Genomic DNA, 26,797 nt, shown 5'->3' on the forward strand with positions numbered 1-26,797 from the left:
TTTCAGCCGAGTGGTTTTATGTCTGTGCAAAAAATTTCAATTGTTTGGTTGAAAAGAGACCTACGTCTCCATGATCATCCTCCTTTGTGGCATGCAGCTAAGGCCGGTTATCCTGTTTTAATTTTTTATGTGTTTGAACCCTCCCTCATTTCAGCTCCCCAAAGTGATGAAAGGCATTGGCGATTTGTATGGGAAAGTCTAGAAGATTTAAATAATCAACTGCTTCTTTATCAGGCTTCTGTAGAAATTTTTTATGCGGAGGTTATAGAAATTTTAAAAAAAATAGCTGAAGATTTTCAGATTCAGGCTGTTTATTCTCATTTGGAAACTGGGATAGGAATCACTTTTGAAAGAGATAAAATGGTTTCCAAATTTCTAAAGGAAAGAAATATTGATTGGTTTGAATATTCCCAACAGGGAGTTCAAAGGGGTAGAAAAAACCGGAAGGGTTGGAGAGAGGGTTGGTTCGCTTATGCAAAGGCTCCTATTCGCGAAGTGGATTTGAATAAAGTTCAATTTTTCTCCTTATCGAAAGATTTTCTTTCAGGAATTCAACAAATACCTATTCCCGATTCTTGGAAATCCTCTAATCCAAAAATGCAAAAAGGAGGGGAGCGAATGGGATGGCGCTACCTTAGAAGTTTTTTAGATGATCGAGTAAAGAACTATAATCGACATATCAGTAAACCTGAATTGAGTCGAACAGGATGCAGTAGGCTTTCCCCTTATTTAGCCTGGGGATGTTTATCAATCAGGCAAGTATTTCAAGCTTCTGAAATCAAAAAGAAAGAAGGTAAAAACATCCGAAACTTCACCAATTTTCAATCGCGATTGAGATGGCATTGTCATTTCATTCAAAAATTCGAAATGGAATGTCGTATGGAATATGAGCCAATTAATCGGGGCTTTTTAGGAAATGAGCAAGCAGCTGATTTTAGGTTGATCCATGCTTGGGAACAAGGCCAAACAGGAATTCCTTTGGTTGATGCCTGTATGCGATGTTTGATCCAAACTGGTTATCTCAATTTTCGGATGCGAGCAATGTTGGTTTCATTTTTAACCCATCATTTGAATCAAAATTGGAAATATGGTGCAGACCATTTGGCAAGGGTATTTTTGGATTTTGAGCCGGGGATCCATTATCCTCAGATTCAGATGCAAGCTGGTGTGACGGGCATTAATACCGTTCGAATTTATAATCCTGTGAAGCAATCACAAGATCATGACCCGGAAGGGATTTTTATTAAAAAGTGGGTTCCTGAACTGGGAAAATTGCCAGCAAATTTAATTCATGAGCCTTGGAAAATTCCGCCTTTGGAAATGCAAAGTTTGGGTTTTCAATTAGGTAAAGATTATCCATTTCCGATTGTGGATTTGGAGAAAGCAGCGAAAGAGGCAAGAGATCGTGTCTGGGGAGCGCAAAAGCTTCCTCAAGTCAAAATTGAGGCAGAGCGAATTTTAAGAAAACACACCTTACCAAATCGATGGGCTTGATATGAAAAAACAATTTTTACCTCAAAAAATCTGTCCAGTTTGTAATAGGCCTTTTTCTTGGAGAAAGAAATGGGAGAAAAATTGGGATCAGGTCAAATATTGTTCAAAGAGGTGCTCTGGTGAGGCGAAGAAATCTCACCGATAAACCATCGCGTACCAGGATATCCAAATCAGTAGAGGAAGAAAATAGGAAAGCAAAATCACCCAAATGGATTCCTTTATACTTCTTCTACTGATGGTATGAAAACCTAAAACCCAAACTGCCCCATACAGGAGTTCAAAGAAATTGATACTTCCAAATGGGTATCTGAACCTTTCTTCCACCTGGTCATACCCAATAAAGCTTAATAGTGATAAGGGCCTATTTTCCTGTATTTCCAAATAGGTGACAGAGCTACTTGGATTTAAATAAATCAAAAACCGAAGTAATTCCGGAATTAGGAATATGATTTCTGCAACCAAAGCAAATTTCCAGAGCTCTTTGTAAGGAACTTTATATCCCAGAGCAAAGGCTCCTAACCAAATTAAAAATGAGACCACAGTAAATTTCCAAAGGAGAGCGAAAGGTGTCCAGATATATTCAAGCGTATTGAAGATGTAGAAAAAAGTAAAAGCACCTGTATTCTTTAAATTTTGTGAATCTGGAATTGCTTCGACAATCAGTGTGTTGGTAAGAAAGCGAACTAAAATGAATAATAGGACCAAGAGTAAAAAATAAAGTCGTTTATCAAAATCAAGAAGCTCTTGGATTCGTTTGGATAAAGGGCTTAGTGTTGGTGCCATAGGATTAAGGAATGCGGAAATATAGCATATTTATCAGTTTTAGGGGTAATTTTGCAGGCATGAGGGGAAAGATTCAGGTTTTTCTTTGGCTTGTCCTTTTTGGATTAGCTCATTTAGGTGAGGGTAGGGTAGCTTTTGCCCAATCGCCACCGGTGGATAGTCTGATTGAGACTAAAGTTTCTCCTTATTTATTGTTGGACAGAGGACTTCAGTATAGGATTACCAAGTCCATCAATAGCATGTACAATTTTGATTTTGAAACTGCTGAGCGAGATTTTCGAGTAATTGCCTATCAATATCCGGAGCACCCACTTCCAGAGTTTTTAATGGCTTTGGCTTACTGGTGGAGAATTGAAGTGGATGTCACCAATGAAAAGTACGATGATATTTTCCTGAACTACCTAGATCGCGCAAATGAAAAGGCTGAACGGCTTTACGATCAGGACCCAACGAATAAAGAGGCAGCATTCTTTTTGGCAGCTGGATATGGGTTTAAAGGAAGATTGCTAGCTGAAAGAAAAAGCTGGACAAAAGCAGCTTGGGCAGGGAAAAATGCTTTGAAATACATGGAGCTAAGTCGTGGTGAGGAAGAATTCAATCCTGAATTGCTCTTAGGTGATGCCTTGTTCAATTATTTCGCAGAATGGATTCCAGAGAATTATCCTTTGCTTAAACCAGTCTTGGCTTTATTTCCAAAAGGAGATAAAGTCTTGGGTTTGCAGCAGCTGGAACAGGTTGCCAGCAATGCTTTTTATACCCGTATTGAAGCCATGTATTTTTTATTCAGGCTGTATGCTTCTGAGGAAAAGAAACCCTATGAGGCTCTTCGCATTTCTTCCTATCTGCATGAAAAATTTCCCAATAATCCCTATTTCCACCGTTCTTATGCAAGGCATTTGTATACTGTTGGTCGCTGGATGGAAGCAGTAGAAGAGTCAGAAGAAATTCTCAAGCGGATAGATGAAGGTTGGGTAGGGTATGAATCAAACAGTGGTAGACATGCTGCCTTTTATTTGGGGCAGTTTGAAGAAAAAATTGGAAATCGGGAAAAAGCCAAGTATTACTATTTGAAGACTGTTTCTTACGGAGAAGAGTCCGAATCTCAAGAGAGTGGCTACTATCTTCATGCTTTGGTTCAGTTAGGGCAAATCGCATTGGAAGAAAACCAAAATAAGCTCGCCAAAGAATATTTCAAGAAAGTCAAGAAGTACGCAAAGCGAAAACACCCCGCTCATCAGGCTGCAAGAGATTTTATCAAAAAGAATAAACTTTAACTCAAAAGTTTACGTTTTTTACTTTTGCGACAAGAGATAATTTGAAAATTTCCAAAAAGACTGAAAGTTTCGAATTATTTCTTTGCCAAAATCGACTGAAAATTGAATAAAATTTCGATTTTTGCCCTCTAAAAAAGTTTTAACCCTTTTAAAACTTTCATTAAATATTGTACATTTGCACCATATTATATTTTGTATATGCAAGAGAACGTAGATAATAACATCCGAATCAAGTTTGACAAAATTGACCGAAAAATCCTTGAGATTCTACAGGCCAATGCCAAAATAACCAACGCCCAATTGTCCAAGGATATCGGACTTTCTCCAGCGCCAACCCTAGAGCGCGTAAAGAAATTGGAGCAGTCAGGAATCATCAAAAGTTACCATGCAAAGCTTGATCCTGAAAAAATAGGATTGGGTGTAAGTACTTTTGTATTAGTCAGTCTGATTGGACACAACAAAGCAAACATCGATGCCTTCATGAAGGAAATTAATGGTATTCCAGAGGTAATCGAATGTCATCATATCACAGGTACAGGGGATTTTATCCTAAAAATCATCGCTAAAGATATTACCGCTTACCAAAAGCTAATGCTGGAGAAGGTATCCGAAATCAAAGAGGTTGATTCCATGCAATCCATGGTCATTCTTTCTACCTTTAAGGATTCAAAAGTATTGCCTATTCCCGTTTAATAGAATTAAACACAAAAATTGAAGGGGTGGCGAAAGTCACCCTTTTTTTATGCTTATGGAAAACCCTTGGAAGACTCTGAAAATCAATCAGAAATATGAAAATCCCTGGATTAGATTGGAGGAGCATGATATTTTAAATCCTGCCGGAAATCCCGGAATTTATGGAAAAGTTCATTTTAAGAACAAAGCTTTGGGAATCATCCCAGTGGATGCTGAACAGCACACTTGGTTAGTCGGGCAGTATCGATATACCTTAGAGGAGTATTCTTGGGAAATTCCTATGGGAGGAGGTCCAATCGGAAAGAATATTCTGCAAAGCGCTCAGCGGGAACTTAAAGAAGAGACTGGGCTGATCGCAAAAAAATGGACTGAAATTATGAGAATCCATACTTCCAATTCGGTTACGGATGAGGAGGGATTTGTCTTTTTGGCGGAGGATTTGGTGCAGGAAGAACCTGAGTTTGAAGAAACAGAGGTCCTACAAATTAAACGAGTCCATTTTCAGGAAGCCTTAGATTGGGTTATGGAGGGCAAAATTACTGATGGAATTAGTATTGCTGGAATTTTAAAAGCTGCGAAAATTTTGGGTTTTTAAATGAAAATTAAAGAGCATTTTTCGATTACATTTCATTTGGCTTATCCAGTGATATTAAGTCAGTTGGGTCAAGTCATGGTAGGGGTAGCCGATAGCATGATGGTGGGGCAACTTGGAGCCTTGCCTTTGGCTGCAGCTTCCTTGGCCAATTCTATATTTTTCGTGTTGATGATGTTTGGAATGGGAGTTTCAATGGGAATTACTCCCTTAGTCTCTATTGCAGAAGGGAAAGGAAAATCCAATCGAATTGGTCAACTTCTGCGTCATGGTCTCTGGATAAACATTTTTACTGCCTTAATTTTGACTTTTATAGTCTTGGGACTTTCCTCTGGACTTTCTGCCTTGGACCAGCCCGAGGATGTAGTTTCAGCAGCGATTCCTTATTTGTTTGTAATCAGTGCTTCGCTTTTGCCTTTTATGATTTTTCAGGCTTTTAAGCAGTTTGCAGAAGGCCTGAGTCAAACGAGACAGGCCATGTATGTCACGATATTTTCCAATTTGGTCAATGTCTTTTTGAATTGGGTTTTAATTTTTGGGAAGTTGGGATTTCCAGCTTTGGGATTGATGGGGGCTGGTTGGGCTACACTTATTTCCCGAATTTTGATGGCGATTTTAATGGCAGTCTATGTATTAGGTTCCAAACGTTATCAAGGATTTCAGTTGAAATTGGGATTTAACAACATCAGTTTCCCGATGGTTACCAGGATTTTAAAGATTGGAGTACCAACTGGATTTCAGTTTATTTTCGAGGTCAGTGCCTTTGGTTCTGCGGCTATTATGATGGGTTGGATTGGCGTTACTGCTTTAGCTAGCCATCAGATTGCGATTAATTTAGCTTCAATTAGTTACATGATGGCAGCCGGTTTGGGTACTGCTGGTATGGTACGGGTTAGTAATCAAATCGGAAGAAATGATTTCAAAACCATGCGTGAGGCAGGTATGATGGTTTTTGGGATGGTATTGATTATTATGAGTACTTCAGCAATCCTATTCATAAGTCTGAAAAACTTTTTACCTACACTCTATATTGATGATCCGGATGTAATTGCCACCTCAGCAGTTCTCTTGGTAATAGCCGGGATGTTTCAACTTTCAGATGGAGTTCAGGTAGTCGGATTGGGTGTTTTAAGAGGAATGGAGGATGTGCGATTTCCTACTTGGTTGACCTTTGTGGCATATTGGATCATCGGGCTTCCTTTAGGCTATTTATTGGCTTTTGAACTGGGGATGCGTGAGCGAGGAATTTGGTATGGATTGTTGATTGGGCTTAGTCTAACTGCAATTTTACTTTTCTATAGATTTTACAAATTGAGCCAAAAAGCCATTCAACAGGGCAAGGTCTAAAATGTTTTTTCTATTTTTCAGGATAGAAAATCAAAAACTTATTTCATAACTGAATTCCGATGATGAAGCACTCATTTTTGCTTTTTGCCACTGTTTTCTTTTCCATTTCACTTTGTTATTCGCAGGAACCGGCTGTATTGCCGATGAAAGCCCAAGCTGAATTGATTGACAGCTGGTTGGATGAACGGATTGAAACGGTTCTTCCAAGCTTGATGACAGAAACCGGGATCGATATGTGGGTGGTTATTTCTCGAGAGTATAACGAAGACCCTGTCATTCGAACACTTTTGCCAGCTACATGGATGGCGGCACGAAGAAGGACGATTTTAGTCATGTATCAACCTCAGCCGAATTCAGAAGTAGAAACTTTTGCCATTGCGAGATATGATGTTGGAAAAGCTTTTAAAAGAGCTTGGGATCCTGAATCACAGCCAGATCAGTGGAAAGCTTTGATGGATTTGATTTCCGCTAAAAACCCCAAGAAAATTGGTTTGAATATCGCGAAAGATTTTGGACATGCAGATGGACTAACCCATACCGAATATGAATTCTTTATGGATTACTTACCCAATGAGATGAAAGATCGGGTAGTTTCCGCCCAAACTTTAGCGGTTCGATGGTTGGAAACCCGTACCTCATCAGAAATGGCAACGTATCGGCACATCCAGGAATTGGCACATTATATTATTCAAGAAGGGCTTTCTGAGCGAGTGATTACTCCTGGTAAAACGACTACAGAAGATGTGGTTTGGTGGTATCGGGATAAAATCAAATCCATGAAATTGGATACTTGGTTTCATCCAACAGTAGATATTCAGCGTCCTGATCCAGGTTCAAATGAGGCTTCTCGGTCCTTTTCTTCCAGACCTACGGAAATGACAATCATGCCCGGTGATTTGCTTCATATTGATTTTGGAATCACCTATTTGAGACTTAATACCGACACTCAGGAATTAGCTTATGTCTTGAAAGCTGGTGAAACAGAAGTGCCTTCTTATTTACAGAAGGCTTTTGAAGTGGGGAATAGACTTCAAGATATTTTGACAGAAAGTTATGTTACTGGCAAAACTGGGAATGAGATTCTTCGTGCTGCACGTGCACAAATGGAGATGGAAGGGATCAGAGGCAGCATTTACACCCACCCGCTCGGCTTTTATGGTCACTCGGCAGGGCCTACGATAGGAATGTGGGATAATCAAGGTAATACTCCAGGTGCAGGAGATCATAAGCTTTTCCCTAATACAGGTTATGCCATTGAATTAAATGCAGTAGTCTATGTGGAAGAATGGAAAAAAGACGTTCGGATTATGCTTGAGGAAGGAGCCTTTTTTGATGGAGAAAAAGTCACTTACTATAATGGAAGACAAAAGAAGATCTTAGCAATACCAAGAACTTCCAGTTATTTGGGAAATTGATAAAGAGGCGAAAGCCTCTTTTTTATTTAACTGTTTTATACTTTGATGAATTTGTGAAAAGCAACATCAATAAGGAGAGGCCCGCCATCGATGCACAGAAAATGAATACCCAAGGAAAATTGCTATCGTTGTTTCCATAAATAAGACCTGAAAAAATAGCTCCTAAACCTATTCCAGCTTCTAAAAAGATATACATGGTAGCTAATGCCCTTCCTCGATAAGCATCCAAAGAAAGATCAATTACCCAAGCTGCGGTAGTAGGGCTATTCATTCCTACTGCTGACCCGAACAAGATTCCAGCAACAAATAGCATCCATTTGCTGTCTGCCATGGCGATTGTGAGCATGGCTAAGATCATCATGGTAGAAGCCATTCTCAAAACAGGAACTCGACCATATCGATCTGAAGCTCTACCCGCCACTAGTCTAATTCCAAGTGAGGAAAGAGTAAAAATTGCAAAGAATAAGCCTTTGTTTTCTATCCCTAAATGTTCACTAAAATCTGGAATAATTGTCAAAACTGCTCCGAATGAAAAGACAGAGAAAAATAGGATGAGGGAAGGCAAAAGAACCCGTTTTTCAATGATTTCATCCTTTTTAAGTCGGAAATGTCGAAAACTGAATCGCTCAGGTTCTGAGACAGTTTCTTTTAATCGGATTAGAATTAAAATGGAAAATATAGCCGTAAAAGCTGATGCATAAAAAAGGTATTCGATGGGCCAAAAGGTAGCAATCCAACCTCCGATTGCTGGACCAGCTGCCATCCCTAAAGAACCAAACAAGGATTGAATTCCCATAGCCTCTCCACGACTATAAAAAGGAACAATATCAGCTACATAAGCAGAAGTGCCTGTTGGGGTAAATCCAGTCGAAAATCCATGAATAAATCTTAAAAAGAGGAATCCTCCTACAAAACTCAAAATCGGATATAACAAACCGGAGATGAAGCAGACAGTCGCTCCGAAAATCATCACAGGGATTCTACCAATTTTGTCCGCCAATTTTCCTGAAAAAGGCCTGGAGAGTCCGGCTGATAACGTAAAAAGTGAAATGATTAGACCCTTGTAATCTTCCCCGCCCAGAGATGATAAATAGGAGGGGAGCTCTGGAATGATCATATTGAAAGAAGAGAAAAACAAGAAAGAGCTCAGACAGAGCAAGAAAAAATCCAACGTGAAAAAACTTGGAAAAAAGGACTTTTGCATCATAGTGAATTAAGAAAAAAGGCCGGAAAATTTCCGGCCATTATTATTATTCTTTGTTTGCCTCTTCCTCGCTTTGCGCTAAAAGGTAGGCCTTCATAAATTCATTTAAGCCACCATCAAGCACATATTGAGTATCGGAGGTTTCGTATCCGGTTCGGTTGTCTTTTACCAACTTGTAAGGGTGAAGGACATAGTTTCGGATTTGTGACCCAAAGTCAACTCGCAGTTTAGAAGCTTCAATTTTTGCTATTTCAGCATTTCGCTTTTCCAGTTCCATTTGATACAAACGTGATTTTAGCATTTGCATCGCTTTTTCCCGGTTAGCTAATTGAGATCGTTCTACCTGACATACTACCACAATTCCAGTTGGCTTGTGAGTCAATTGAACTTTGGTTTCAACCTTGTTTACATTTTGCCCCCCAGCACCTCCAGAACGGGAAGTTTGCATTTCAACATCTGCTGGATTGATTTCGATTTCAATCGAATCATCCACTTCCGGATAGGCATAAACTGAAGCAAAGGATGTGTGTCGACGACCTCCTGAATCAAATGGAGAAATTCGCACCAAACGGTGAACACCAGATTCAGATTTCAAAAAGCCATATGCTAAAGGGCCTTCGAACTCCAAGGTTGCAGATTTGATTCCAGCAACTTCACCTGGCTGTACGTCTACTTCTCGAACTTTGTAGCCATTTTTCTCACCCCACATAATATACATTCTCATCAGGATGGATGCCCAATCGTTACTTTCAGTACCGCCAGCGCCCGGATTGATTTCCAATACAGCATTTAGCTGATCCTCTTCTGAGGAGAGCATTTTTTTGAGTTCGAGGTCTTCTACGGCCTTTTTGGCTTTCTCGAATTCAGTTTTGATTTCATCTTCACCGACCTCATCAGCGGTGTAAAATTCATACAATACCTCCAAATCCTGAATAATCTGGTCCAAATCTTCAAAAGAAGAGGTCCAGCCTTTTCGAACCTGGATTTGTTTCATGGTTTTTTCCGCCTCTTCGGGATTATTCCAAAAGTCGGGTTGTGAAGAGACGGCTTCTAGATCTTGGATTTCTAATTTCTTCCGATCGTAGTCAAAGATACCTCCTTAAAGCCGAGGTGCGAGCTTTCAAGTCTTTCAGTTGTTCCGAAGTCATGTTTTTCTTAAAATTTCAAGCTGCAAAAGTCTCAAAAATTTCGGCATTTGCCAAGTAAGATGCCTTTAATCCATTCGCATTTGTATGATTTGAAGCTTATTTCTTCCTTGATTTTTGAAGGTTTTATAGCGAACGGGTAGAAGTGCTATTCCTGTGCCTACCAAAATCCCACCAATGATGCCGACCTCTCGGTCAATTGTCAGTTCTCCTTGCTGGTAAATGGAATTGATCGCATCGACACTTAGGAGCATAATACCTGAACCTAAAATCAAAAAGTTTAATGCTTTCAGGCTTCCATTTCTTCTGTCCTTGTTTTGAATATCGATTTCCAAGATATCATTTGGAGAAATTATGTTTTCGGACAAATAGATATATTCAGAGCTAAACTCCTTGATAACGTCGGTTACATAATAGCCCAATTTGGCACTCTTGTAAGTGATTTGCTCCCCAGGATAAAACCGAATCTGAGATTTTGTGTTGGTCCCACTTTTCAATAATAGAAAATCAGAGGATTGAGCAAACCCCGAAGAAAGGGCAAAAAAACACAGAAAAATCAACAGAAATTTTTTCATCCTCTAAGTCTAAAATATCCTTGATATACAGATACTAGTTTAGGGATTTTATTTTGAATTTGGGAGAAAAAGAATAAAATAGGTTTAAGGATAAACAATAAAAAAGGCTGCCTATATTGACAGCCTTAAGGAATTATGTGGAAAGGATTTTTGCAACCCTGAAATCATCCTCATCTACAGTTTTGTCATCCACAATGGCCTTTTTGATTGGGGTATAAACAACCTTGTGGTTAATCAGACCCGCCATTACATCATATTTTCCATGAAGAAGACCTTCTACAGCAGCAACTCCCAGTTTGGAAGCCAATAGCCGGTCAAAAGAGGATGGAGCTCCTCCTCGCTGTAAATGCCCTAAGATGGTTACCTTGATGTCGTAATAGGGGAGAAGCTTCTTCACTTTGGAAGCGATTTCTGCCGCGCCACCACTTTTTCCACCTTCAGCAACGATGACAATATTTGAGGTTTTCTTTGCCTTGGTTCGCACCTTTAATTTTTCCACCAAATCTTCAATTGGCATTTTCTTCTCAGGAATTAAAATCGCCGCTGCTGCAGAACCAATTCCTGCATTGATCGCGATGAATCCTGCATCACGCCCCATTACTTCCACAAAGAATAAACGATCATGGGATGTGGCAGTATCTCTGATTTTATCAATTGCCTGAATAGCGGTGTTGCAAGCTGTATCAAAACCGATCGTAGAATCTGTACCAGAAAGGTCATTGTCGATTGTTCCAGGTAAGCCTACTGCAGGAATCCCAAATTCTTTATAGAATAAATGTGCACCAGTGAGTGAACCGTCTCCACCGATTACCACTAAGGCATCAATACCATGTGCTTTGAGATTTTCATAAGCCTTTTGACGGCCTTCTGGAGTTCTGAATTCCTCGCTTCTTGCAGATTTCAAGAAAGTTCCACCCCGTTCTAGTACGTGAGCGATATTCTTGGAATCGAGCTTTTTGATTTCATTATGGATCATTCCCTCATATCCGCGATAGATCCCATACATTTCAATATTGTAGTAGAATCCTGCTCGGACAGCAGCTCGAATTGCCGCATTCATTCCCGGGGAGTCTCCCCCAGAAGTCAATACTCCGATTCGTTTAATTACTTTAGGTTCCATTAGGCTTGTGTTAAGGCTTTAAACATGAGTTCGGCAGATGCGGGATTAGTTGCCAAAGGAATATTGTGTACGTCACAAATTCGCATGAGCATTTGTACATCAGGCTCATGGGGATGTTTGTCCAAAGGATCTCTGAAAAATATCACCATGGCCAATTCTTTTTGAGCAGCCATCGCAGCAATTTGTGCATCCCCACCAATAGGACCTGATAGGAGTTTTTTTACTTTGAAGCCTGCTTTCTCGATGTGTGAACCGGTGGTGCCGGTTGCAACCAATTCAATATCGTCCTTATGAAGACGGTCTTTGAAACCGCTTAAAAAATGGACCATATCGGCTTTTTTGCCATCATGAGCAATGAGAGCAATTTTCATAAATTCGGTTTAATAGGTACGCATCAAAGTTAGAAAAAAATCCTATTTGCTTACTTTTTGATCACGATTAAAGAAATCAGGCTGAAATTCTATTTCAACCCGATTTCAGTCTTTTTAGAGGCGAGTTTCAAAAGAAAGGCATATTCCAAAGCCAATTCTTTAAGCGCCTGAAACCTTCCAGATGCTCCACCATGACCTGCTTCCATATTCGTGTGTAGCAATAAAAGATTTTGATCTGTTTTCGTATCTCTCAATTTGGCTACCCATTTGGTTGGTTCCCAATACTGAACCTGAGAATCATGCAGTCCTGAAGTCACCAAGATGTTAGGGTATACTTGTGGTTGAACCTGATCATAAGGAGAATAGGAAAGCATGTAATGGTAATATTCTGGGTTATTGGGATTTCCCCACTCCTGATACTCGCCGGTAGTCAAAGGGATGCTTTCATCCAGCATAGTTGTAACCACATCTACGAAAGGAACAGCTGCTATAACTCCGTCAAATAAATCCGGACGCATATTAATCACTGCTCCAATCAACAATCCACCAGCACTTCCTCCCATCGCATACAAGCGATCGGTAGCGGTGAATTTTTGTTCTAAGAGATGATTGGCGCAAGAAATAAAGTCCGTAAATGTGTTTCTCTTCATGAGAAGCTTACCATCCTCATACCATTTCCTGCCTAGATCTTCTCCTCCTCTCACATGTGCAATGGCAAAGACAAAGCCACGGTCTAATAAACTAAGGCGATTGCTTGAAAAGTAAGCGTCCAAACTGAATCCATAGGATCCATAGGCATAAAGCAACAATGGGTTTTTGCCGTTTGCCTCAAAGCGGGATTTTTTATAGACCAATGATATGGGGACCATGGTTTCATCCTCTGCTTTAGCCCAAATTCTGGCCGATTCATATTCAGAAGAATCATATCCTCCCACAATTTCCTGCTGCTTTAAGAGTTTCTTTTCTCTTGTGACCATATGATAGTCATAGGTAGAGGCAGGAGTAATCAGGGAATTGAAGCCAAATCGAAGGTATTCGGTTTCAAACTCTGGATTATGACCAATCCAAGCCGTGTAAGTTTCTTCACCAAAATCCAAGGAGTGTCCTGGACTGCCATCCCATGGTTGGATCATCAATTGTGTAAGCCCATTGCTCCGCTCTTGGGACACAAAGAAATCTGCAAAAAGATCAAAATCCTCTACCAAAACCTCTTCCCGATGGGGGATGAAATCTTCCCAATTTTCCAAAGAGGGATTGTCAATAGGAGCTTTGACTACTTTGAAATTCTGAGCTTGATGATTGGTTCTGATCCAAAAGTGATCTCCATAATGATCAGCAGCGTATTCCAGATGGGGGATTCTTTTCTGAAGTATCTTCCACTCTTTTTTTGGGTTATTAGCATCCACAAATCGGATTTCAGAGGAAATGGTGCTTTCTGAGTGAATGAAAAGAAAGGCCTCAGACTTGGTTTTGTGAATATGACAGGTGAATTCTTCATCATCCTCCTGATAAATCAATTGATCAAGTTCAGGTTTGGAATGAATGATATGCTGATATATCTGATAAGATCTTAGTGTTTTTTCATCCTGTCTACTGTAAAATAGGTGAACATCATCAGCTGCCCATGTTAGATTTCCAGTAGTGTTTGGAATAGAATAGGTGAGGACTTTGCCCGTTTTTAGATCTTTGAAAAATATGGTATAAATCCGCCTGCCTACCTCATCTACAGCATAGGCCAGATATTCTTGATTATGGCTGACCGCCATTCCACTGACTTGGCAATAAGATTTGCCTTTGGCAATTTCATTTACATTCAATAAGATTTCCTCTTCTGAATCAAGGCTTCCTTTTTTTCGACAATAAATGGGGTATTCTCCACCTTTTTGGTAACGAATATACCAAAAATACCCTTTCTTAAAGTAGGGAACACTTTGGTCATCTTCCTTGATTCGGGACTTCATTTCTTGAAAAAGTGATTCTTGAAGTTCTTCCGAATCCTTCATCTGCTCTTTTAGATAAGTGTTCTCTGCTTCGAGATATTGGATGACTTCAGGGTTTTCCCTATCCCGCATCCAATAATAAGGATCCACTCGTCTATGTCCGTGTTTCTCTAAAATTTCAGGTATTTTTTTGGCTTCGGGCTTCATGCTCTAATCAATTTTTTCGCTTGCAATTTTAGCGAAATTCTTGGGCTCGTCCGAAGTCCTTTTTTTACGACCAGATTGATTCGTGTGTAATTAAGCCTTGTGCAGTATTTTAAAATTTTGAAAAAAAAGAAAAATCAACTGTGAAAGTTGGGAAAAAAGTAATTTCTTGATAGGAAATTTTATCAACCATTAATTCAACTCGTATGGGAATGCTTAAAGAGTTTAAAGAGTTTGCAGTCAGGGGGAATGTGATTGACCTGGCTGTAGGTGTAATCATTGGTGGAGCATTTGGGAAAATTGTCTCCTCCTTTGTCAATGATGTAGTAATGCCTCCAATTGGACTTTTGGTAGGAGGAGTAGACTTTAAAGATTTAGCTTGGACGCTTAAAGATGCTGAACTAGACGCGTCTGGCGAGACCATTGCAGCCGCTGTTACCGTCAATTATGGAATGTTCATCCAAAATGTGGTGGATTTTATAATCGTAGCATTTGTGATTTTCTTGGCTGTCAAAGGAATCAACAAGATGAACAAGAAGGAGGAGAAAAAAGCGGAAGCTGCTCCACCGCCACCACCACCAAAATCAGAAGTATTGCTTGAAGAAATTCGAGATTTGCTGAAGAAGCAATAAAAAAGAAAAGCTCCATTTGGAGCTTTTTTTTATTGTCTTCTCTCTTGCCTTTGGCGCTGATAGAGCATTCGAGCAAAATCCCGATTCAAACCATTCAACTTTAGAATTTGCTGATAACTGATGACTTGAGAGACTTTGTCCACAAATTTTTCTTCTTCATCAATCATTTGCTTTTGAATGGAGAATCGTTTTGAGATCAATTCTTTTGCTTGCTGATCCGTAATTTCCTCTTCTCTATTTCTTGGAGTCAAATCTGCAATCTCCTTGAGATTGGCCTCTCTTTTTTTGTTGTATTCGTTGAAAATTGGCCAAAACTTCTCTGCTTGCTCAGTTGACAAGTCCAACCGTGTAGTGATGAATGCCACTCGCGCCGCTTCCAATCTTTCTGAGTCAATACTTCCTCTTCGCTGGGCAAAACCAATTGAAATGATTAGGAAAAAAAAGAGTATTACTAATGAGGTTTTTTTCATTGTTCGGTGGGTGTTAAATATTCGTCATTAAGGAATTCTTCCAGAATAGGCATTTCTTCTTCAATTAATTCATCAAGAATTAAGTCTGGTTGATCACTCATACTCAGGATATCTTCTGCTGTCCAATAATTTGCGTCGATGTAAAGATTGACTTCTTCTTCCAAGGCAATTAATTCATTGCTTGGTGCAGTAGGGTAAAAGAAATAGGCTCCAATCGAAATAAATACAATGAAAATGGCCGCCCATCTCACCCAGCCCCAATTTTGTTGAGGTTGTACTTTTTCAAAGATGGAATCGGGAAGGGTTTCGAAATAACCTTCCGGAGCCTTCATTTCTGAGAATTTGGGTAAATTTTCCATTTGCTTTGTTAGACTTTGATTCCTTTTGATGGTTTATTCTTGATTTAGAAATTCTTCGATTTTTTTGACCGCATGATGATAGCTAGCTTTTAAAGCCCCTATGCTTGTATCTGTAATTTGAGCAATTTGCTCATAGGTCATATCTTCTTGGTATTTAAGGTTAAAAACCAGCCGTTGTTTTTCAGGTAGTTGAAGTAAGGCTTTTGCCAACTTTTTCTCGATTTCATTTCCATTCAAACTATCTGGTCGATCAATGTAGGATTCCAATCGGTCCTGATGATCTTCAATGGAAAAGAAGAAACGCTTTTTCTTTTTCTCTAAAAAGGTCAGGGTTTCATTGACTGCAATTCGATATAGCCAAGTGAAAAGTCCCGCATTTTCTTGAAATTTATCTAAATGCCTATAGGCTTTAATAAACGTGTTTTGAGTCAAATCATCAGCATCCTCATGAATAAGAACCATTCTTCGCACGACTTGATAAACTCGTCTTTGATATTGTTCGATCAGGATACGAAAACCAAGTTCTTTGGTGCTTGGATCTCGAATAAGTTGCAGAATTTCCTGATCGTTTGTTTGCTTCATTGTTGCTTAGACTGCGACTGGATGAGAAGGTTTATTTCCTTTCACATTATTTAAAAAAGATTCCAATTGAAGACGGAACTTAAAGCACGAATTCCTAACAAAAAGGTAAGCAAAACTATCAGGATGGAAATGATTTGTAACCATTTTGGGTTTTGATGTATTCCCATCCACTTTTTTTGGTTGGCTACCCAAATCAACCATATACTGATAAATGGTAGAAGAACGCCATTTGCAATTTGAGCAATCGTGATAAGTTGGACTGGTCGAATTCCAAATGAAGCAAAAATAAGCCCAAAGCCCATAATCAAAAGAAAGGACCATCTCATAGGTGGAGATTGAGTAGATTGGTCTTTTCCCAATAATCCACAAATAACCAAAGCTGCAGCTAATGGTGCTGTGATCGAAGAAGTAAGTCCTGCAGCCATTAGTCCAAAACCCATCAAGTATTTTCCTGCGTTTCCAAATACAGGTTCTAAGCCTTTAGCTACTGCTGCTGCATTGCTGATGCTTTCGCTTTGGTTAAAGTTTCCTACTACCAAAATCGCCATGGATACAATCCCTCCGAGGAAAACCGATAAACCAATATCCCAACGCATCCATGATAGTGAACTGCTTGATTTCCATTTGTTTTTCGCTAAGGATGCATACAAAAATAGGTTGTAGGGAACCACAGTTGTTCCTATTAATGCAACGATAGAAGCAGTATTTTCAGAATTTATTTTTGGGATAAATCCCTCAAAAATTTCTCCCCAGTTTGGTCCGAGTGCAAGTGCTGTATAAAGGAAAGAAAAAGACATGCCTATTACCAAAAAAATCAATATTCGTTCAATCAAATGGTAGTTGGCAAACCAAAGGAGAAATAATGCTAAAAGGCCGATTATTAAGTTGCCTGTTTCGATAGAAAGCCCTGCAATTTTCCATTCAGGAAAGGTATAAAAGACTTCTAAGCCCAGTCTCGCTCCGGTCAAGTTTCCGGATTCGTAGGCAATATTTCCGATTACAATGGCAGCAAAAACCAAAAGGATTTGGATGCCTTTAAATATCCATGTGCTTTCCTGAGATCGAATTAATTCCCCGAGATCTTTTCCAGTCGCAATCCCAATCCTTCCTGCTATTTCTTGAAGAATAACTGTAATTAAAATTGATAAACCGACTGCCCAGAGCAAATCATAACCAAAATTAAAACCAGCTAGGGTACAGACCATTACTGTTCCCGGACCGATAAAAGCAGCGGCAACCAATGGCCCTGGGCCTATTTTTTCAATTATATTTTTCAGTCCTGACAAAATCCTTTTTTGGCAAAATAGCCTTTTGGGAAGAATTTTTGTTATAGTTTAAACAAAATATCTGGGCTACATTTTATTAGCTATGCGTTGGATTAAGCTTCTTTTAAAAATTTGTGCGGGGATACTACTCTCTCTGGTTTTTTTTCTATTGCTTCTATTTCGAAGTGATATTCCCGAAGAGGAAATCATTCAGAAATACAGTACTCCTGAATCTCATTTTATAGAAGTGGATGGAGTCAAACTACACGTTCGTTTCATGGGTGAGGGGATACCTATCATTTTGATCCATGGAAGTTTTTCCTCTTTGCATACTTGGGATGAATGGCAGCGAGAACTCAGTCCCTATTTTCTGACCATTTCGGTGGATTTGCCTGGTCACGGATTGACTGGACCTGATGAGTTGCAGCGCTATTCCATCATGGATTATAGCCAAATTATCCTTCGCTTAGCTGAGAAATTGAATATTCCAAGGTTCCACCTTGCGGGTAATTCTATGGGGGGTGCTGTTGCGCTACAAGTAGCAAGCACAAGACCTGATCAAGTTTTATCCCTTAATTTGATAGATTCATCTGGTGCACCTCAATTGTCTCCAAGGACTTTGGAGGGGGAACCTTCTTCTTCAAGTTCTGGACGACCTTGGATTTTTCAGGTAGCTGAAAATCCAATTTTTTCAAAAGTCTTATTGAAATGTACACCTAAGTTTTTGTTTGGAATGAACTTGAAGCAAGTCTATGGTGATGAATCGAAAATAAAACAGGAGGCTATCGATCGCTATTTTGAATTAATGCTTCGGGAAGGTAATAGGCAGGCAACATTAGATCGTTTAAAGGGTCCTAGAAATTCAAACATTGACTTTGAAAGATTGACGATGCCGACTTTGATAATGTGGGGGAAGGAGGATTCTTGGATTTCAGTAGCTCAGGCATACGCTTTGGAAAAAGCCATTCCTGACTCTCATTTGGTGATTTTTGATGGAGTGGGACATGTGCCGATGGAAGAAATTCCGACAGAATCTGTCTCAAAATATCTTTCGTTTTTGGGTGTAGAAGTTCGGAGAAATTACCTTGATGAGCCCAAATTTATGACGTATGACTTCTGAAATTCTTTTATACCTAGTTCTCCTTTTTCAACTGATTATCCTCGTTTTTTTAATCATTAAAGTATTTGGTCAAGGTCAAAAAAAAGAAATACAAGAGCTAAAGGAAGAGATTGCCCAATCTCTTTTGGAGGGAAGAAAAGAAAGTCGGCAGGATTTAATGGCTCAATTTCGATTAGTATTTGATTCTCTGAGAAATAGCTCTCAAGATCAGCAAAATGCTTTAAAGGATTTTGGGGAAGTTTTTCGCCGTAATGTCCGGGATTTCAATGAGCTGCAGAGAGAGAAATTGGATGCTTTGAATAAAAAGCAAGAAGAACTTCAAAAGACAACGGAGTTGCGTTTGGAGAAAATACGTGAAACCGTGGATGAAAAGCTTCAAAAAACTTTGGAAGCGCGACTCGGGCAATCCTTTGAAATGGTGAGTAAACAGCTACAGGCTGTTCAAAAAGGCCTTGGTGAAATGCAACATCTTGCCAACGGAGTAGGGGATTTGAAGAGAGTCTTGAGTAATGTGAAGAGTCGTGGAGTTTTGGGTGAATATCAGCTACAGGCTTTATTGGAAAATATGCTTTCTCCAGAGCAATATTTAACCAATGCTGCCGTGGGAAAAGGAAATCGCGAGCGGGTGGAATTTGCAGTAAAAATGCCCGGAAATGATCATGTTGTTCTACTTCCTATTGACTCCAAATTTCCTCAAGAGTCTTATTTACGCTTAGTGGATGCCTATGACACAGGGAATCCAACTGAGATCGAATATTTTCGAGCAGAGTTGATTAGAGCCGTGAAAAAGTCTGCTCAGGATATTCAGTCAAAATATCTCAATCCTCCTCACACGACGGATTTTGCTATTCTGTTTTTACCTGTTGAAAGTCTTTATGCTGAAATACTTCGGCAACCAGGATTAGCTCAACAACTTCAGCAGGATTATAAAGTATTGGTGACAGGTCCGACGACTCTTTCTGCAATTTTGAACAGTCTTCAAATGGGTTTCAAAACTTTGGCTATCCAAAAAAGAAGTTCGGAGGTATGGCAGATTTTGGGTGCTGTGAAGACCGAGTTCTCCAAATTCGGAGATTTGATCGAAAAGACCCAAAAGAAACTTCAAGAAGCCAATGCGGATTTGGACAAGTTGGTAGGAGTGAGGACACGAGTAATTCAACGAAAATTGAAGGATGTCGAAGAATTGCCGGATGTAGACTCGGATAGATTGCTGGAGGATTGAGTGTTTTTTAGTCTGGAATTGGTTTTTTGCTTGTTTTCATACTTTTCTACCAGCTCAATTTTTTGGGTTAAATACTGATAACCATTTAGAAAGGTATTACTTTTGTTGACAGTTTTATCACCAGAAAAAATTATATGGGGATGCACATTGTAATTGCTGGTGCAGGTGATATGGGTTATCACCTCGCTGAGCAATTAAGTTATGATAATAAGGACATCACACTGATTGATACAGAGCGGGAGGTTTTAGATTATGTTTCTTCCAAACTAGATGTCCTAACAGTAATGGGCGATGCTACTTCAATCGAAGTACTTCAGCGAGCCAACGTCACCAATGCCAGTATGCTGTTGGCAGTGACCACTTCCGAAAAAACCAATATTGTAGCCGCTGTACTTGCGAAGCAATTGGGAGCAAAAATGGTGATGGCCCGGGTAAGAAATCACTCTTATCTCAACAGCGAAAATGTCCAATATTTCCACAATTTAGGGATTGATAATTTGATTTCTCCTACCATGCTTTGCAGCAAGGAGATTTTTAATATGATTCAAAATTCAAGCTTTACAGAAGTTTTTGATTTTGAAGGAGGAAAGCTGAATATCGTTGGAGTTACTTTGGATGATAGTAATCCCTTGGTTAATCAGCGGATTATGGATATGAAGTCCAACCCCATATTTGAGGACATTCGAATCATCGCCATTCTTAGAGATCAAAAAACTATCATTCCTCGAGGGAGTAATATCATACGAAATCACGACCACGTTTTTTTCATTTCAACCAAAAAGCATACTGAAAGCATTTTGGATTTGATTGGGCAGAAAAAGCGCGAGGTCAAAAATATCATGATTATCGGAGGGGATGATATGGCTTTGACAACGGCTTTGAGACTTGAGCATCACTATCGGGTGACATTGGTCAATCGGGATAAAGAGCGTTGCAAGTGGCTTGCAGAACAATTGCCTAATACACTGATTATCAACGGTGATTATAAAAATGTGGAGCTGCTAATTGAGGAAGGATTAGAGCAAATGGACGCCTTTTTAGCATTGACAGAATCCTCTGAAACCAATATCATAACCAGTCTTTCTGCTAAAAATCACGGAGTTTACAAAACCATTGCCCACGTAGATACTCGTGAGTATATCCATATTTCTCACAGCATCGGGGTGGATTCTTTGATCAATAAAAAATTAGTGGCAGCTAATGAAATTTCCCGTTTTCTAAGAAAGGGGACTGTTGAGGCTGTTTCTGGAATTTACGGGGTGGATGCTGAATTTATTCAATATTCTGTTTGTAAAAATAACCGACTGACCCGGTATCCCTTAAAGGATCTTCACTTCCCAGACACAGCAATTGTTGCAGGAGTGATTCGTGGTGAGGAGGTTTATATTCCAGATGGTGATTTTCAGATGCAGATGAAGGATAAGGCAATTGTACTTGCCTTGCCTCAAGCAAAAGCTGCTTTGGATAAGTTATTTCATTAATTCATGATTCACTTTAAAGAAATTGCCAAAATCATGGGGGCGCTCTTGTTGCTGATTGCCCTCCTCATGCTTCCGGCAGTTATTTATTCCTATTACTATGGAGAAGACCCGTGGCCATTGCTTATATCAATGGGAATCACTGGTTTTGTAGGATTAATTTTATTTATTTCTTTTTCCAAACAAGATCAAAATATTAGAAAGCGAGAAGGGTATCTTATTGTTGCCTTGAGCTGGACTTTTATGGCTTTGTTTGGAATGCTTCCTTTTTTGTTGAGTCATCAAATTCCGACCTTTCAAGACGCTTTCTTTGAAACGCTTTCTGGCCTTACTACCACCGGAGCGACCATTCTTACTGATATTGAAGTCATGCCAAAAGGCTTGCTTTTTTGGCGAAGTATGACGCAATGGATTGGTGGTTTGGGTATTATTGTGTTGACCGTTGCGATTTTTCCATTGTTGGGAATCGGCGGAATTGAGCTTTTCGTAGCAGAATCTCCAGGTCCAACTTCCGATAAAGTTCACCCTAGAATATCGGAGACGGCCAAACGGCTTTGGTATGTGTATGTTGGGTTGACTCTTTCAGCTACAATCCTTTATTGGATAGGGGGGATGACCTTTTTTGATGCCATTAATCATGGATTGACCACGCTTGCTACAGGAGGCTTCTCTACCAAAAATGCCTCTATGGCTCATTATGATTCAGCCTTTATTCAATATGTGGCGATTCTATTCATGTTTTTAGCAGGGACAAACTTTACCGTTATCTATTTTGGTTTGCTTGGAAAATTCCGAAGAGTATTCCAAAGTGATGAGTTCAAGACATACACTTTAGCCGTTTTGGCTATTACAGTGATTGTGTTTTATCCAATTGCAGCCAACGGAGGTAGTTATGAATTGGCTTTTAGAAAATCCTTGTTTCAGGTTGTGTCCCTTGTTACCACCACTGGCTATGTGACAGATGATTATACACAATATGGACAAGGATTGACGTTCATTTTCTTTATGCTTCTTTTCATTGGTGGATCTGCGGGTTCGACTGCAGGTGGAATTAAGTTTGTAAGACATCTGACTTTCATAAAAAATTCTTGGTTAGAGTTTAAGCGCCTTATTCACCCAAGAGCGGTAGTTCCTTTGATGATTAATGGAGACCGTGTAACAGGTAGAATCATCACGCATATCATGAACTTCCTATTGATTTACCTGCTCACATTCGTTTTGGGGGCGTTGGTTTTATCATTGATGGGCTATGATTTACCGACTTCTCTGGGAGCTGTGGCTACCTGCCTAGGTAATGTGGGACCAGCCATCGGTGATGTGGGGCCGGTGGACAATTTTGCCTTCTTCTCGCCGGCAGCGAAGGTATTCTTGGCCTTCATTATGCTTTTGGGAAGATTGGAGCTCTTCACTATTTTGGTACTCTTCACGCCGTTTTTCTGGAGAGCCAATTAATCCAACACTTCAAATTGTGCTTGGATTTTTGCGATACGGTCTTCCAAACTTTCTGAGGAAATGGTGGTTCGGCTGAGTCGGTCAACCATGATTGGAAAAGAAAAAGGCGTAAACTGAACCGGGTATCGAACATCGATTCGAAGCCGGTTTATTTTTTTAATAGCTTCTACAAATTTCTCCTGTTCCATTTGTTGGTTAAGGGCTTCCTTTTGGGCCTGTTTCAAAAGTAGATTATCTGGGTCGTATTGCTCAAAAACCTGAAAAAGTAAGCTAGAATTGGATTGAATGTGTTTGAAAGTGGCCGGCTTTCCGGGATAGCCTTGGAAAACCAACCCTGCGATTCCAGCTATTTCTCTGAATTTTCTACGGGACATTTCACTTTCGTTTACACAGCGTAAAGCATCCTCTTCGATGTTATTCAAGGAAAAAATATCCTCTTCCAAAATCTCCTCAATGGGAATGGGACTATCTGAAAGTAATTCAAATCCATAATCATTCATGGCCATATTGAAAGTGACGGGATAGCTGATGGAAATCCTGTAAGCGATCAATGCGCTCATCAATTCATGAATCATCCTACCTTCAAAAGGGTAGAAAAACAAATGATACCCTTGTTTGCTTTGATGGGATTCAATCAAAAATGTATCTGGATCAGGAACTACTGAAAGTTTACTTTGGAGATCTAGAATAGGAGCAATTTGTCGTAATTCTTCTGATCGAAGTAATCCTTGATTATACTCTTGTAGGATTTGTAGGATTTTATCAGCAAGCATAGAAGACAAGGACATGCGGGCTCCCATCCAACTTACCACGTGATTGGTTTTCTTTTCGGAGACTTTTACAATGGCTGTCAGATCTTTGATTTGCAATAATTCCAAAGGTCTTCCTGCAAAGAAAAACCGATCACCAATTTTCATTTTGGAGATAAAATATTCCTCAACAGTTCCCAGATATGCTCCATTTTTAAATTTGATTTTTATCATGGGCTCAGAAACAATGGTGCCCATGGAAAGGCGATGCTTCATCGCAATCCGTTTGTTTTTAACTCGATAGCTTCCGTCTTCATCTTGAACAACCTTCAAAAAGTCTTCGTAGCTGCTTAAGGAATCTCCACCCTGGGTGATAAATCGAATGACCCAATCCATTTCTTCCTGACTCATTTGGGAAAAGGAATAGGTTCTTTTGATCAATAGGAAAATCTCTTTTTCAAAAAACCCTTCTCCAACTGCCAAAGTCACCAAAAACTGAATTAAAACATCATAGGGCAAAATAGGAGGGAATTGTGACTCCATGTCTTCAGATTCTATTGCATTCCGAAGAGCTGCGGCTTCAATCAATTCTAGGGAATTGGTAGGAACAAAAAAGATTTCAGAAGGAAGGCCAGGCTGGTGACCTGCCCGTCCGGCCCGCTGAATAAATCGAGCTACCCCTTTTGGACTTCCTACTTGGATAACTCTGTCGACAGGACGGAAATCTACTCCTAAGTCCAAACTCGAGGTACAAACCACCAACTTGAGTTTTCCTTCATGTAGTGAATTTTCAACCCAAGCCCGGACATTCATATCTAAGGAACCGTGGTGCATTGCGATCCACCCAGCCCAATCCGGCCTCGCTTCCAGAAGTTTTTGATACCAGATTTCGGTTTGGGATCTAGTATTTGTAAAAAGTAAAACCGTTTTCCCTTCCTCAATGATGGGAATAACCTGCTCCATCATCCGAATTCCCAAATGACCTGACCAAGGATATTTTTCAATTTCCTCGGGGATTACTGATTTTAAAATAATGGGTTTATGGACTTTTGCCTTAATCATGTGAATGGGCAAATCGAATCCCAATAAGGCTCGGCATGCTTCTTCCATATTGCCGATTGTTGCTGAAATCCCCCATCTTCGAAAATTCTGAGGACAAAGGGATTGGATGTATTCTAATGCAAGTTGTACTTGTACTCCTCGTTTATTGCCAACCAATTCATGCCATTCGTCGACAACAATGCATTGTAGGTTTTTGAAAAGTTTGGGATGCTCTTTTTGAGAGATTAAAATATGCAATGTCTCAGGAGTTGTAATCAAAACCTCGGGAGGTTTTCTCTTTAGGGCGGCACGTGTTTTTGGATCCGTATCTCCATTTCGGACAGCCACTTGCCAAGGAAGCTCCATCACATCACATACTTCCTGCATGGCTTTTTGAATGTCCTGAGCCAAAGCTCTAAGAGGGGTGATCCAAATCAGTTGCAGTCCATTATTCTTCTTCTCTTTCCAATCAGTTGGATTCTTTCGGATAAAATCTAAAATAACCGCAAACCATAAGGCAAAGGTTTTTCCCGAACCCGTAGGAGCATTAAGAAGGCCTGATTTGCCTGATAGGTAATCCTTCCAGGTTGATTTCTGAAAATCAAAGGCCTCCCAGTTTTTGGACCTAAAATAGGAGAGGGCAGGTTCTAATTCCTTTTCATCCATAGAGTTCGAGTAGTGCTCGGAGTTCCTGAAGAGTATTCGCTTCTTCCTTTGGTTTGTCTTTTCTCCACCTCAATATTCTAGGAAATCGGAGAGCAATCCCACTTTTGTGACGAGGACTGTCTTGGATTCCTTCAAAAGCAATTTCAAATACTAATTCCGGTTTGACTGTACGAACAGGACCAAAACGCTCCTTGGTATTCTTTTTTACAAATTGATCCACTTCGCGCATTTCAGCATCTGTGAGTCCAGAATAAGCTTTGGCGAAAGGAACTAATTGATCCCCATCCCAAACGGCAAAAGTGTAATCGCTGTATAAATCCGCTCTTCTTCCATGTCCCTTCTGCGCATAAATCATCACCCCATCAATAGTCAGAGGGTCGATTTTCCATTTCCACCAATTTCCTCTTTTTCTCCCGGTTTCATAAGGACTTTCTTTATGTTTCAGCATAAGTCCTTCCGCCAATTCACTTCTGGATTTTTCACGGATTTTTGCAAGTTCCTCCCAGGAATTAGCCTGAATTGGAGGAGATATTTCCAATCTTTCATGGCTTATTTCTTCATAAATCAATTCCAATTTTGATCTGCGAATATGAAGCGGTTGGTTTCTATAATCTATCCCTTCCCATTCCAAAAGGTCATAAGCCAAAAAACTGACAGGAGCAGTTTGTAGAATTTTTTTGGTGATATTCTTTCTGCCTATTCGTGTTTGAAGGAGGGAAAAGGGAAGCGGTTTCCCGTCTAGAAAAGCTAAAATTTCACCATCAAGAACTGTCCCATCCGGTAGATTTTGACCCAAATCCAATAATTCAGGGAATTTTTCATTGACCAGTTCTTCCCCTCTGCTCCACACAAATACCTCATTCATTCGGGAAATAAGCTGTCCACGAATCCCGTCCCATTTCCACTCGGCTTGCCAATGTTCTAATTTTCCTAGATCTGAGGGTTCCTTTTCCAAGGGATGTGCTAGAAAAAATGGATAAGGTTTTGATAAATCCTGTTTAGAGGAATTTGAGTTGAAAAGCTCTTCAAATCGAATCTGACTAGGATCCCAATTACCCATTAAGGCATAAGCGATTTCTGATTTTTCATATCCTAGAAATTGAGCCAAAGCTTGGGTTATCAAATTTTGGCTTACTCCGATGCGGAATCCACCAGTGATGATTTTATTAAATACGAATCGCTCTGTTCGATCTAATCGGGACCAAGCATCTAGTAAAAACTCCTTTTTTTCATCCTCTTCTTTATCGATTAAGCCATTTAGCTTTTCAATCCAATCGCTCAAATCGAAATCATGGCTGTTGGTAGGCAAAGGAAGCAGTAAGGAGATGGTTTCTGCTAAATCCCCGACAGTATGGTAACATTCTTCAAATAGCCAATTTGGAGTCTCGGAATATTCCATACACCATTCCCGAAGTTGTTTGGTAGAAATTTGGCGTTTGGGACGTCGATGGGTGAAGAGCGCAATTCCCCAAACTTTATCCCGATCCGAGGCTTCCTTGAAAAAATGATGCAAGGCCGCCAACTTATCCTTTGTTTTATTGGATTGATCTAATTGGGAAATTAGGCGGGCAAAATGCTTCATTGGAAAGTATCAATTCACAATA

At 39.8% G+C, this 26,797-nt stretch carries 25 protein-coding genes; 12 read left to right on the top strand and 13 right to left on the bottom strand.

Annotated elements, in window-relative coordinates; genetic code table 11:
* Positions 1 to 48: 48 nt before the first annotated feature.
* Together E4S40_RS02600 and E4S40_RS02605 are read left to right on the top strand one after the other, a co-directional pair.
* Entirely contained in the window at positions 49 to 1,494 is a 1,446-nt protein-coding gene (locus E4S40_RS02600) for a cryptochrome/deoxyribodipyrimidine photo-lyase family protein (RefSeq protein WP_317129206.1), read from the top strand.
* Position 1,495: 1 nt separating this feature from the next.
* The gene (locus E4S40_RS02605) at positions 1,496 to 1,639 is read left to right on the top strand and encodes a DUF2256 domain-containing protein (protein ID WP_135070431.1); all 144 of its coding nucleotides are present in this window, start codon (positions 1,496 to 1,498) and stop codon (positions 1,637 to 1,639) included.
* On the opposite strand, the gene E4S40_RS02610 is transcribed toward E4S40_RS02605, so the two are convergent.
* On the bottom strand, positions 1,630 to 2,277 hold the full coding sequence (locus E4S40_RS02610; RefSeq protein WP_135070434.1) for a sulfate ABC transporter permease: 648 nt from the start codon (positions 2,275 to 2,277) through the stop codon (positions 1,630 to 1,632). The genes E4S40_RS02605 and E4S40_RS02610 overlap by 10 nt on opposite strands.
* 59 nt (positions 2,278 to 2,336) lie before the next feature.
* On the opposite strand from E4S40_RS02610, the gene E4S40_RS02615 reads away from it, so the two are divergent.
* From E4S40_RS02615 to E4S40_RS02635, 5 genes are all read left to right on the top strand, one after another.
* The gene (locus tag E4S40_RS02615; protein WP_202615321.1) at positions 2,337 to 3,551 is read left to right on the top strand and encodes a tetratricopeptide repeat protein; all 1,215 of its coding nucleotides are present in this window, start codon (positions 2,337 to 2,339) and stop codon (positions 3,549 to 3,551) included.
* Between the two features lie 198 nt (positions 3,552 to 3,749).
* Positions 3,750 to 4,244, top strand: coding sequence for an Lrp/AsnC family transcriptional regulator (locus tag E4S40_RS02620; protein ID WP_135070437.1), 495 nt, complete (start codon positions 3,750 to 3,752; stop codon positions 4,242 to 4,244).
* Between the two features lie 55 nt (positions 4,245 to 4,299).
* Complete coding sequence (locus E4S40_RS02625) at positions 4,300 to 4,839, top strand: NUDIX domain-containing protein (protein ID WP_135070440.1); 540 nt, start codon at positions 4,300 to 4,302, stop codon at positions 4,837 to 4,839.
* Entirely contained in the window at positions 4,840 to 6,183 is a 1,344-nt protein-coding gene (locus E4S40_RS02630; RefSeq protein WP_135070443.1) for an MATE family efflux transporter, read from the top strand.
* Positions 6,184 to 6,245: 62 nt separating this feature from the next.
* Positions 6,246 to 7,598: a M24 family metallopeptidase gene (locus E4S40_RS02635; protein ID WP_135071533.1), complete on the top strand. Its 1,353-nt coding sequence runs from the start codon at positions 6,246 to 6,248 to the stop codon at positions 7,596 to 7,598.
* A gap of 22 nt (positions 7,599 to 7,620) precedes the next feature.
* Here the strand turns inward: E4S40_RS02635 and E4S40_RS02640 are convergent, their stop codons facing one another.
* From E4S40_RS02640 to E4S40_RS02665, 6 genes are all read right to left on the bottom strand, one after another.
* Entirely contained in the window at positions 7,621 to 8,805 is a 1,185-nt protein-coding gene (locus E4S40_RS02640) for an MFS transporter (protein ID WP_135070446.1), read from the bottom strand.
* Positions 8,806 to 8,848: 43 nt separating this feature from the next.
* Positions 8,849 to 9,950, bottom strand: a protein-coding gene (prfB, locus tag E4S40_RS02645) for a peptide chain release factor 2 (RefSeq protein WP_135070449.1) whose coding sequence is annotated in 2 segments (ribosomal slippage) — positions 8,849 to 9,889 and positions 9,891 to 9,950 — 1,101 coding nt in all. Because the reading frame shifts where the segments join, the coding sequence is not laid out codon by codon here.
* A 65-nt stretch (positions 9,951 to 10,015) separates the two neighbouring features.
* Entirely contained in the window at positions 10,016 to 10,522 is a 507-nt protein-coding gene (locus E4S40_RS02650; protein ID WP_135070452.1) for a hypothetical protein, read from the bottom strand.
* A gap of 133 nt (positions 10,523 to 10,655) precedes the next feature.
* Positions 10,656 to 11,642 (bottom strand): 6-phosphofructokinase, encoded by a 987-nt coding sequence (pfkA, locus tag E4S40_RS02655; protein ID WP_135070455.1) that lies wholly within the window; start codon positions 11,640 to 11,642, stop codon positions 10,656 to 10,658.
* Positions 11,642 to 12,013 (bottom strand): methylglyoxal synthase, encoded by a 372-nt coding sequence (locus E4S40_RS02660; protein WP_135070458.1) that lies wholly within the window; start codon positions 12,011 to 12,013, stop codon positions 11,642 to 11,644. Before E4S40_RS02660 ends, pfkA begins: the two co-directional genes overlap by 1 nt.
* Before the next feature lie 89 nt (positions 12,014 to 12,102).
* Positions 12,103 to 14,160, bottom strand: coding sequence for a S9 family peptidase (locus tag E4S40_RS02665; RefSeq protein ID WP_135070461.1), 2,058 nt, complete (start codon positions 14,158 to 14,160; stop codon positions 12,103 to 12,105).
* 203 nt (positions 14,161 to 14,363) lie between these two features.
* On the opposite strand from E4S40_RS02665, the gene mscL reads away from it, so the two are divergent.
* On the top strand, positions 14,364 to 14,789 hold the full coding sequence (mscL, locus tag E4S40_RS02670; RefSeq protein ID WP_161971762.1) for a large-conductance mechanosensitive channel protein MscL: 426 nt from the start codon (positions 14,364 to 14,366) through the stop codon (positions 14,787 to 14,789).
* A gap of 29 nt (positions 14,790 to 14,818) precedes the next feature.
* Here the strand turns inward: mscL and E4S40_RS02675 are convergent, their stop codons facing one another.
* From E4S40_RS02675 to E4S40_RS02690, 4 genes are read right to left on the bottom strand one after another with little or no spacing between them, the layout of a single operon-like run.
* Entirely contained in the window at positions 14,819 to 15,259 is a 441-nt protein-coding gene (locus E4S40_RS02675; protein WP_135070467.1) for a hypothetical protein, read from the bottom strand.
* Complete coding sequence (locus E4S40_RS02680) at positions 15,256 to 15,618, bottom strand: hypothetical protein (RefSeq protein WP_135070470.1); 363 nt, start codon at positions 15,616 to 15,618, stop codon at positions 15,256 to 15,258. Before E4S40_RS02680 ends, E4S40_RS02675 begins: the two co-directional genes overlap by 4 nt.
* A gap of 33 nt (positions 15,619 to 15,651) precedes the next feature.
* Positions 15,652 to 16,200, bottom strand: a complete 549-nt coding sequence (locus E4S40_RS02685) for an RNA polymerase sigma factor (RefSeq protein ID WP_135070473.1) — start codon at positions 16,198 to 16,200, stop codon at positions 15,652 to 15,654.
* Positions 16,201 to 16,250: 50 nt separating this feature from the next.
* Positions 16,251 to 17,486: an Nramp family divalent metal transporter gene (locus tag E4S40_RS02690; protein WP_237563110.1), complete on the bottom strand. Its 1,236-nt coding sequence runs from the start codon at positions 17,484 to 17,486 to the stop codon at positions 16,251 to 16,253.
* 82 nt (positions 17,487 to 17,568) lie between these two features.
* Between E4S40_RS02690 and E4S40_RS02695 the strand changes: the two genes are divergently transcribed.
* The 4 genes from E4S40_RS02695 to E4S40_RS02710 all read left to right on the top strand — a co-directional run bounded on the left by E4S40_RS02695 (position 17,569) and on the right by E4S40_RS02710 (position 22,737).
* Positions 17,569 to 18,585 carry an alpha/beta fold hydrolase gene (locus E4S40_RS02695; RefSeq protein WP_135070476.1) on the top strand — a complete coding sequence of 339 codons (1,017 nt, stop codon included), beginning with the start codon at positions 17,569 to 17,571 and terminating at the stop codon, positions 18,583 to 18,585.
* On the top strand, positions 18,575 to 19,807 hold the full coding sequence (rmuC, locus tag E4S40_RS02700; RefSeq protein WP_135070479.1) for a DNA recombination protein RmuC: 1,233 nt from the start codon (positions 18,575 to 18,577) through the stop codon (positions 19,805 to 19,807). Before E4S40_RS02695 ends, rmuC begins: the two co-directional genes overlap by 11 nt.
* A gap of 134 nt (positions 19,808 to 19,941) precedes the next feature.
* Positions 19,942 to 21,288: a Trk system potassium transporter TrkA gene (gene trkA / locus E4S40_RS02705; protein WP_135070482.1), complete on the top strand. Its 1,347-nt coding sequence runs from the start codon at positions 19,942 to 19,944 to the stop codon at positions 21,286 to 21,288.
* A gap of 3 nt (positions 21,289 to 21,291) precedes the next feature.
* Positions 21,292 to 22,737, top strand: a complete 1,446-nt coding sequence (locus tag E4S40_RS02710) for a TrkH family potassium uptake protein (protein ID WP_135070485.1) — start codon at positions 21,292 to 21,294, stop codon at positions 22,735 to 22,737.
* Here the strand turns inward: E4S40_RS02710 and E4S40_RS02715 are convergent.
* Complete coding sequence (locus tag E4S40_RS02715; protein WP_135070488.1) at positions 22,734 to 25,193, bottom strand: ligase-associated DNA damage response DEXH box helicase; 2,460 nt, start codon at positions 25,191 to 25,193, stop codon at positions 22,734 to 22,736. The two genes, E4S40_RS02710 and E4S40_RS02715, sit on opposite strands and share 4 nt — an antisense overlap.
* Positions 25,186 to 26,775, bottom strand: a complete 1,590-nt coding sequence (locus tag E4S40_RS02720) for an ATP-dependent DNA ligase (RefSeq protein ID WP_135070491.1) — start codon at positions 26,773 to 26,775, stop codon at positions 25,186 to 25,188. The genes E4S40_RS02715 and E4S40_RS02720 overlap by 8 nt, the downstream gene beginning before the upstream one ends.
* Positions 26,776 to 26,797: the final 22 nt, after the last annotated feature.

The organism is Algoriphagus kandeliae (assembly GCF_004571135.1).
GTDB lineage: Bacteria > Bacteroidota > Bacteroidia > Cytophagales > Cyclobacteriaceae > Algoriphagus > Algoriphagus kandeliae.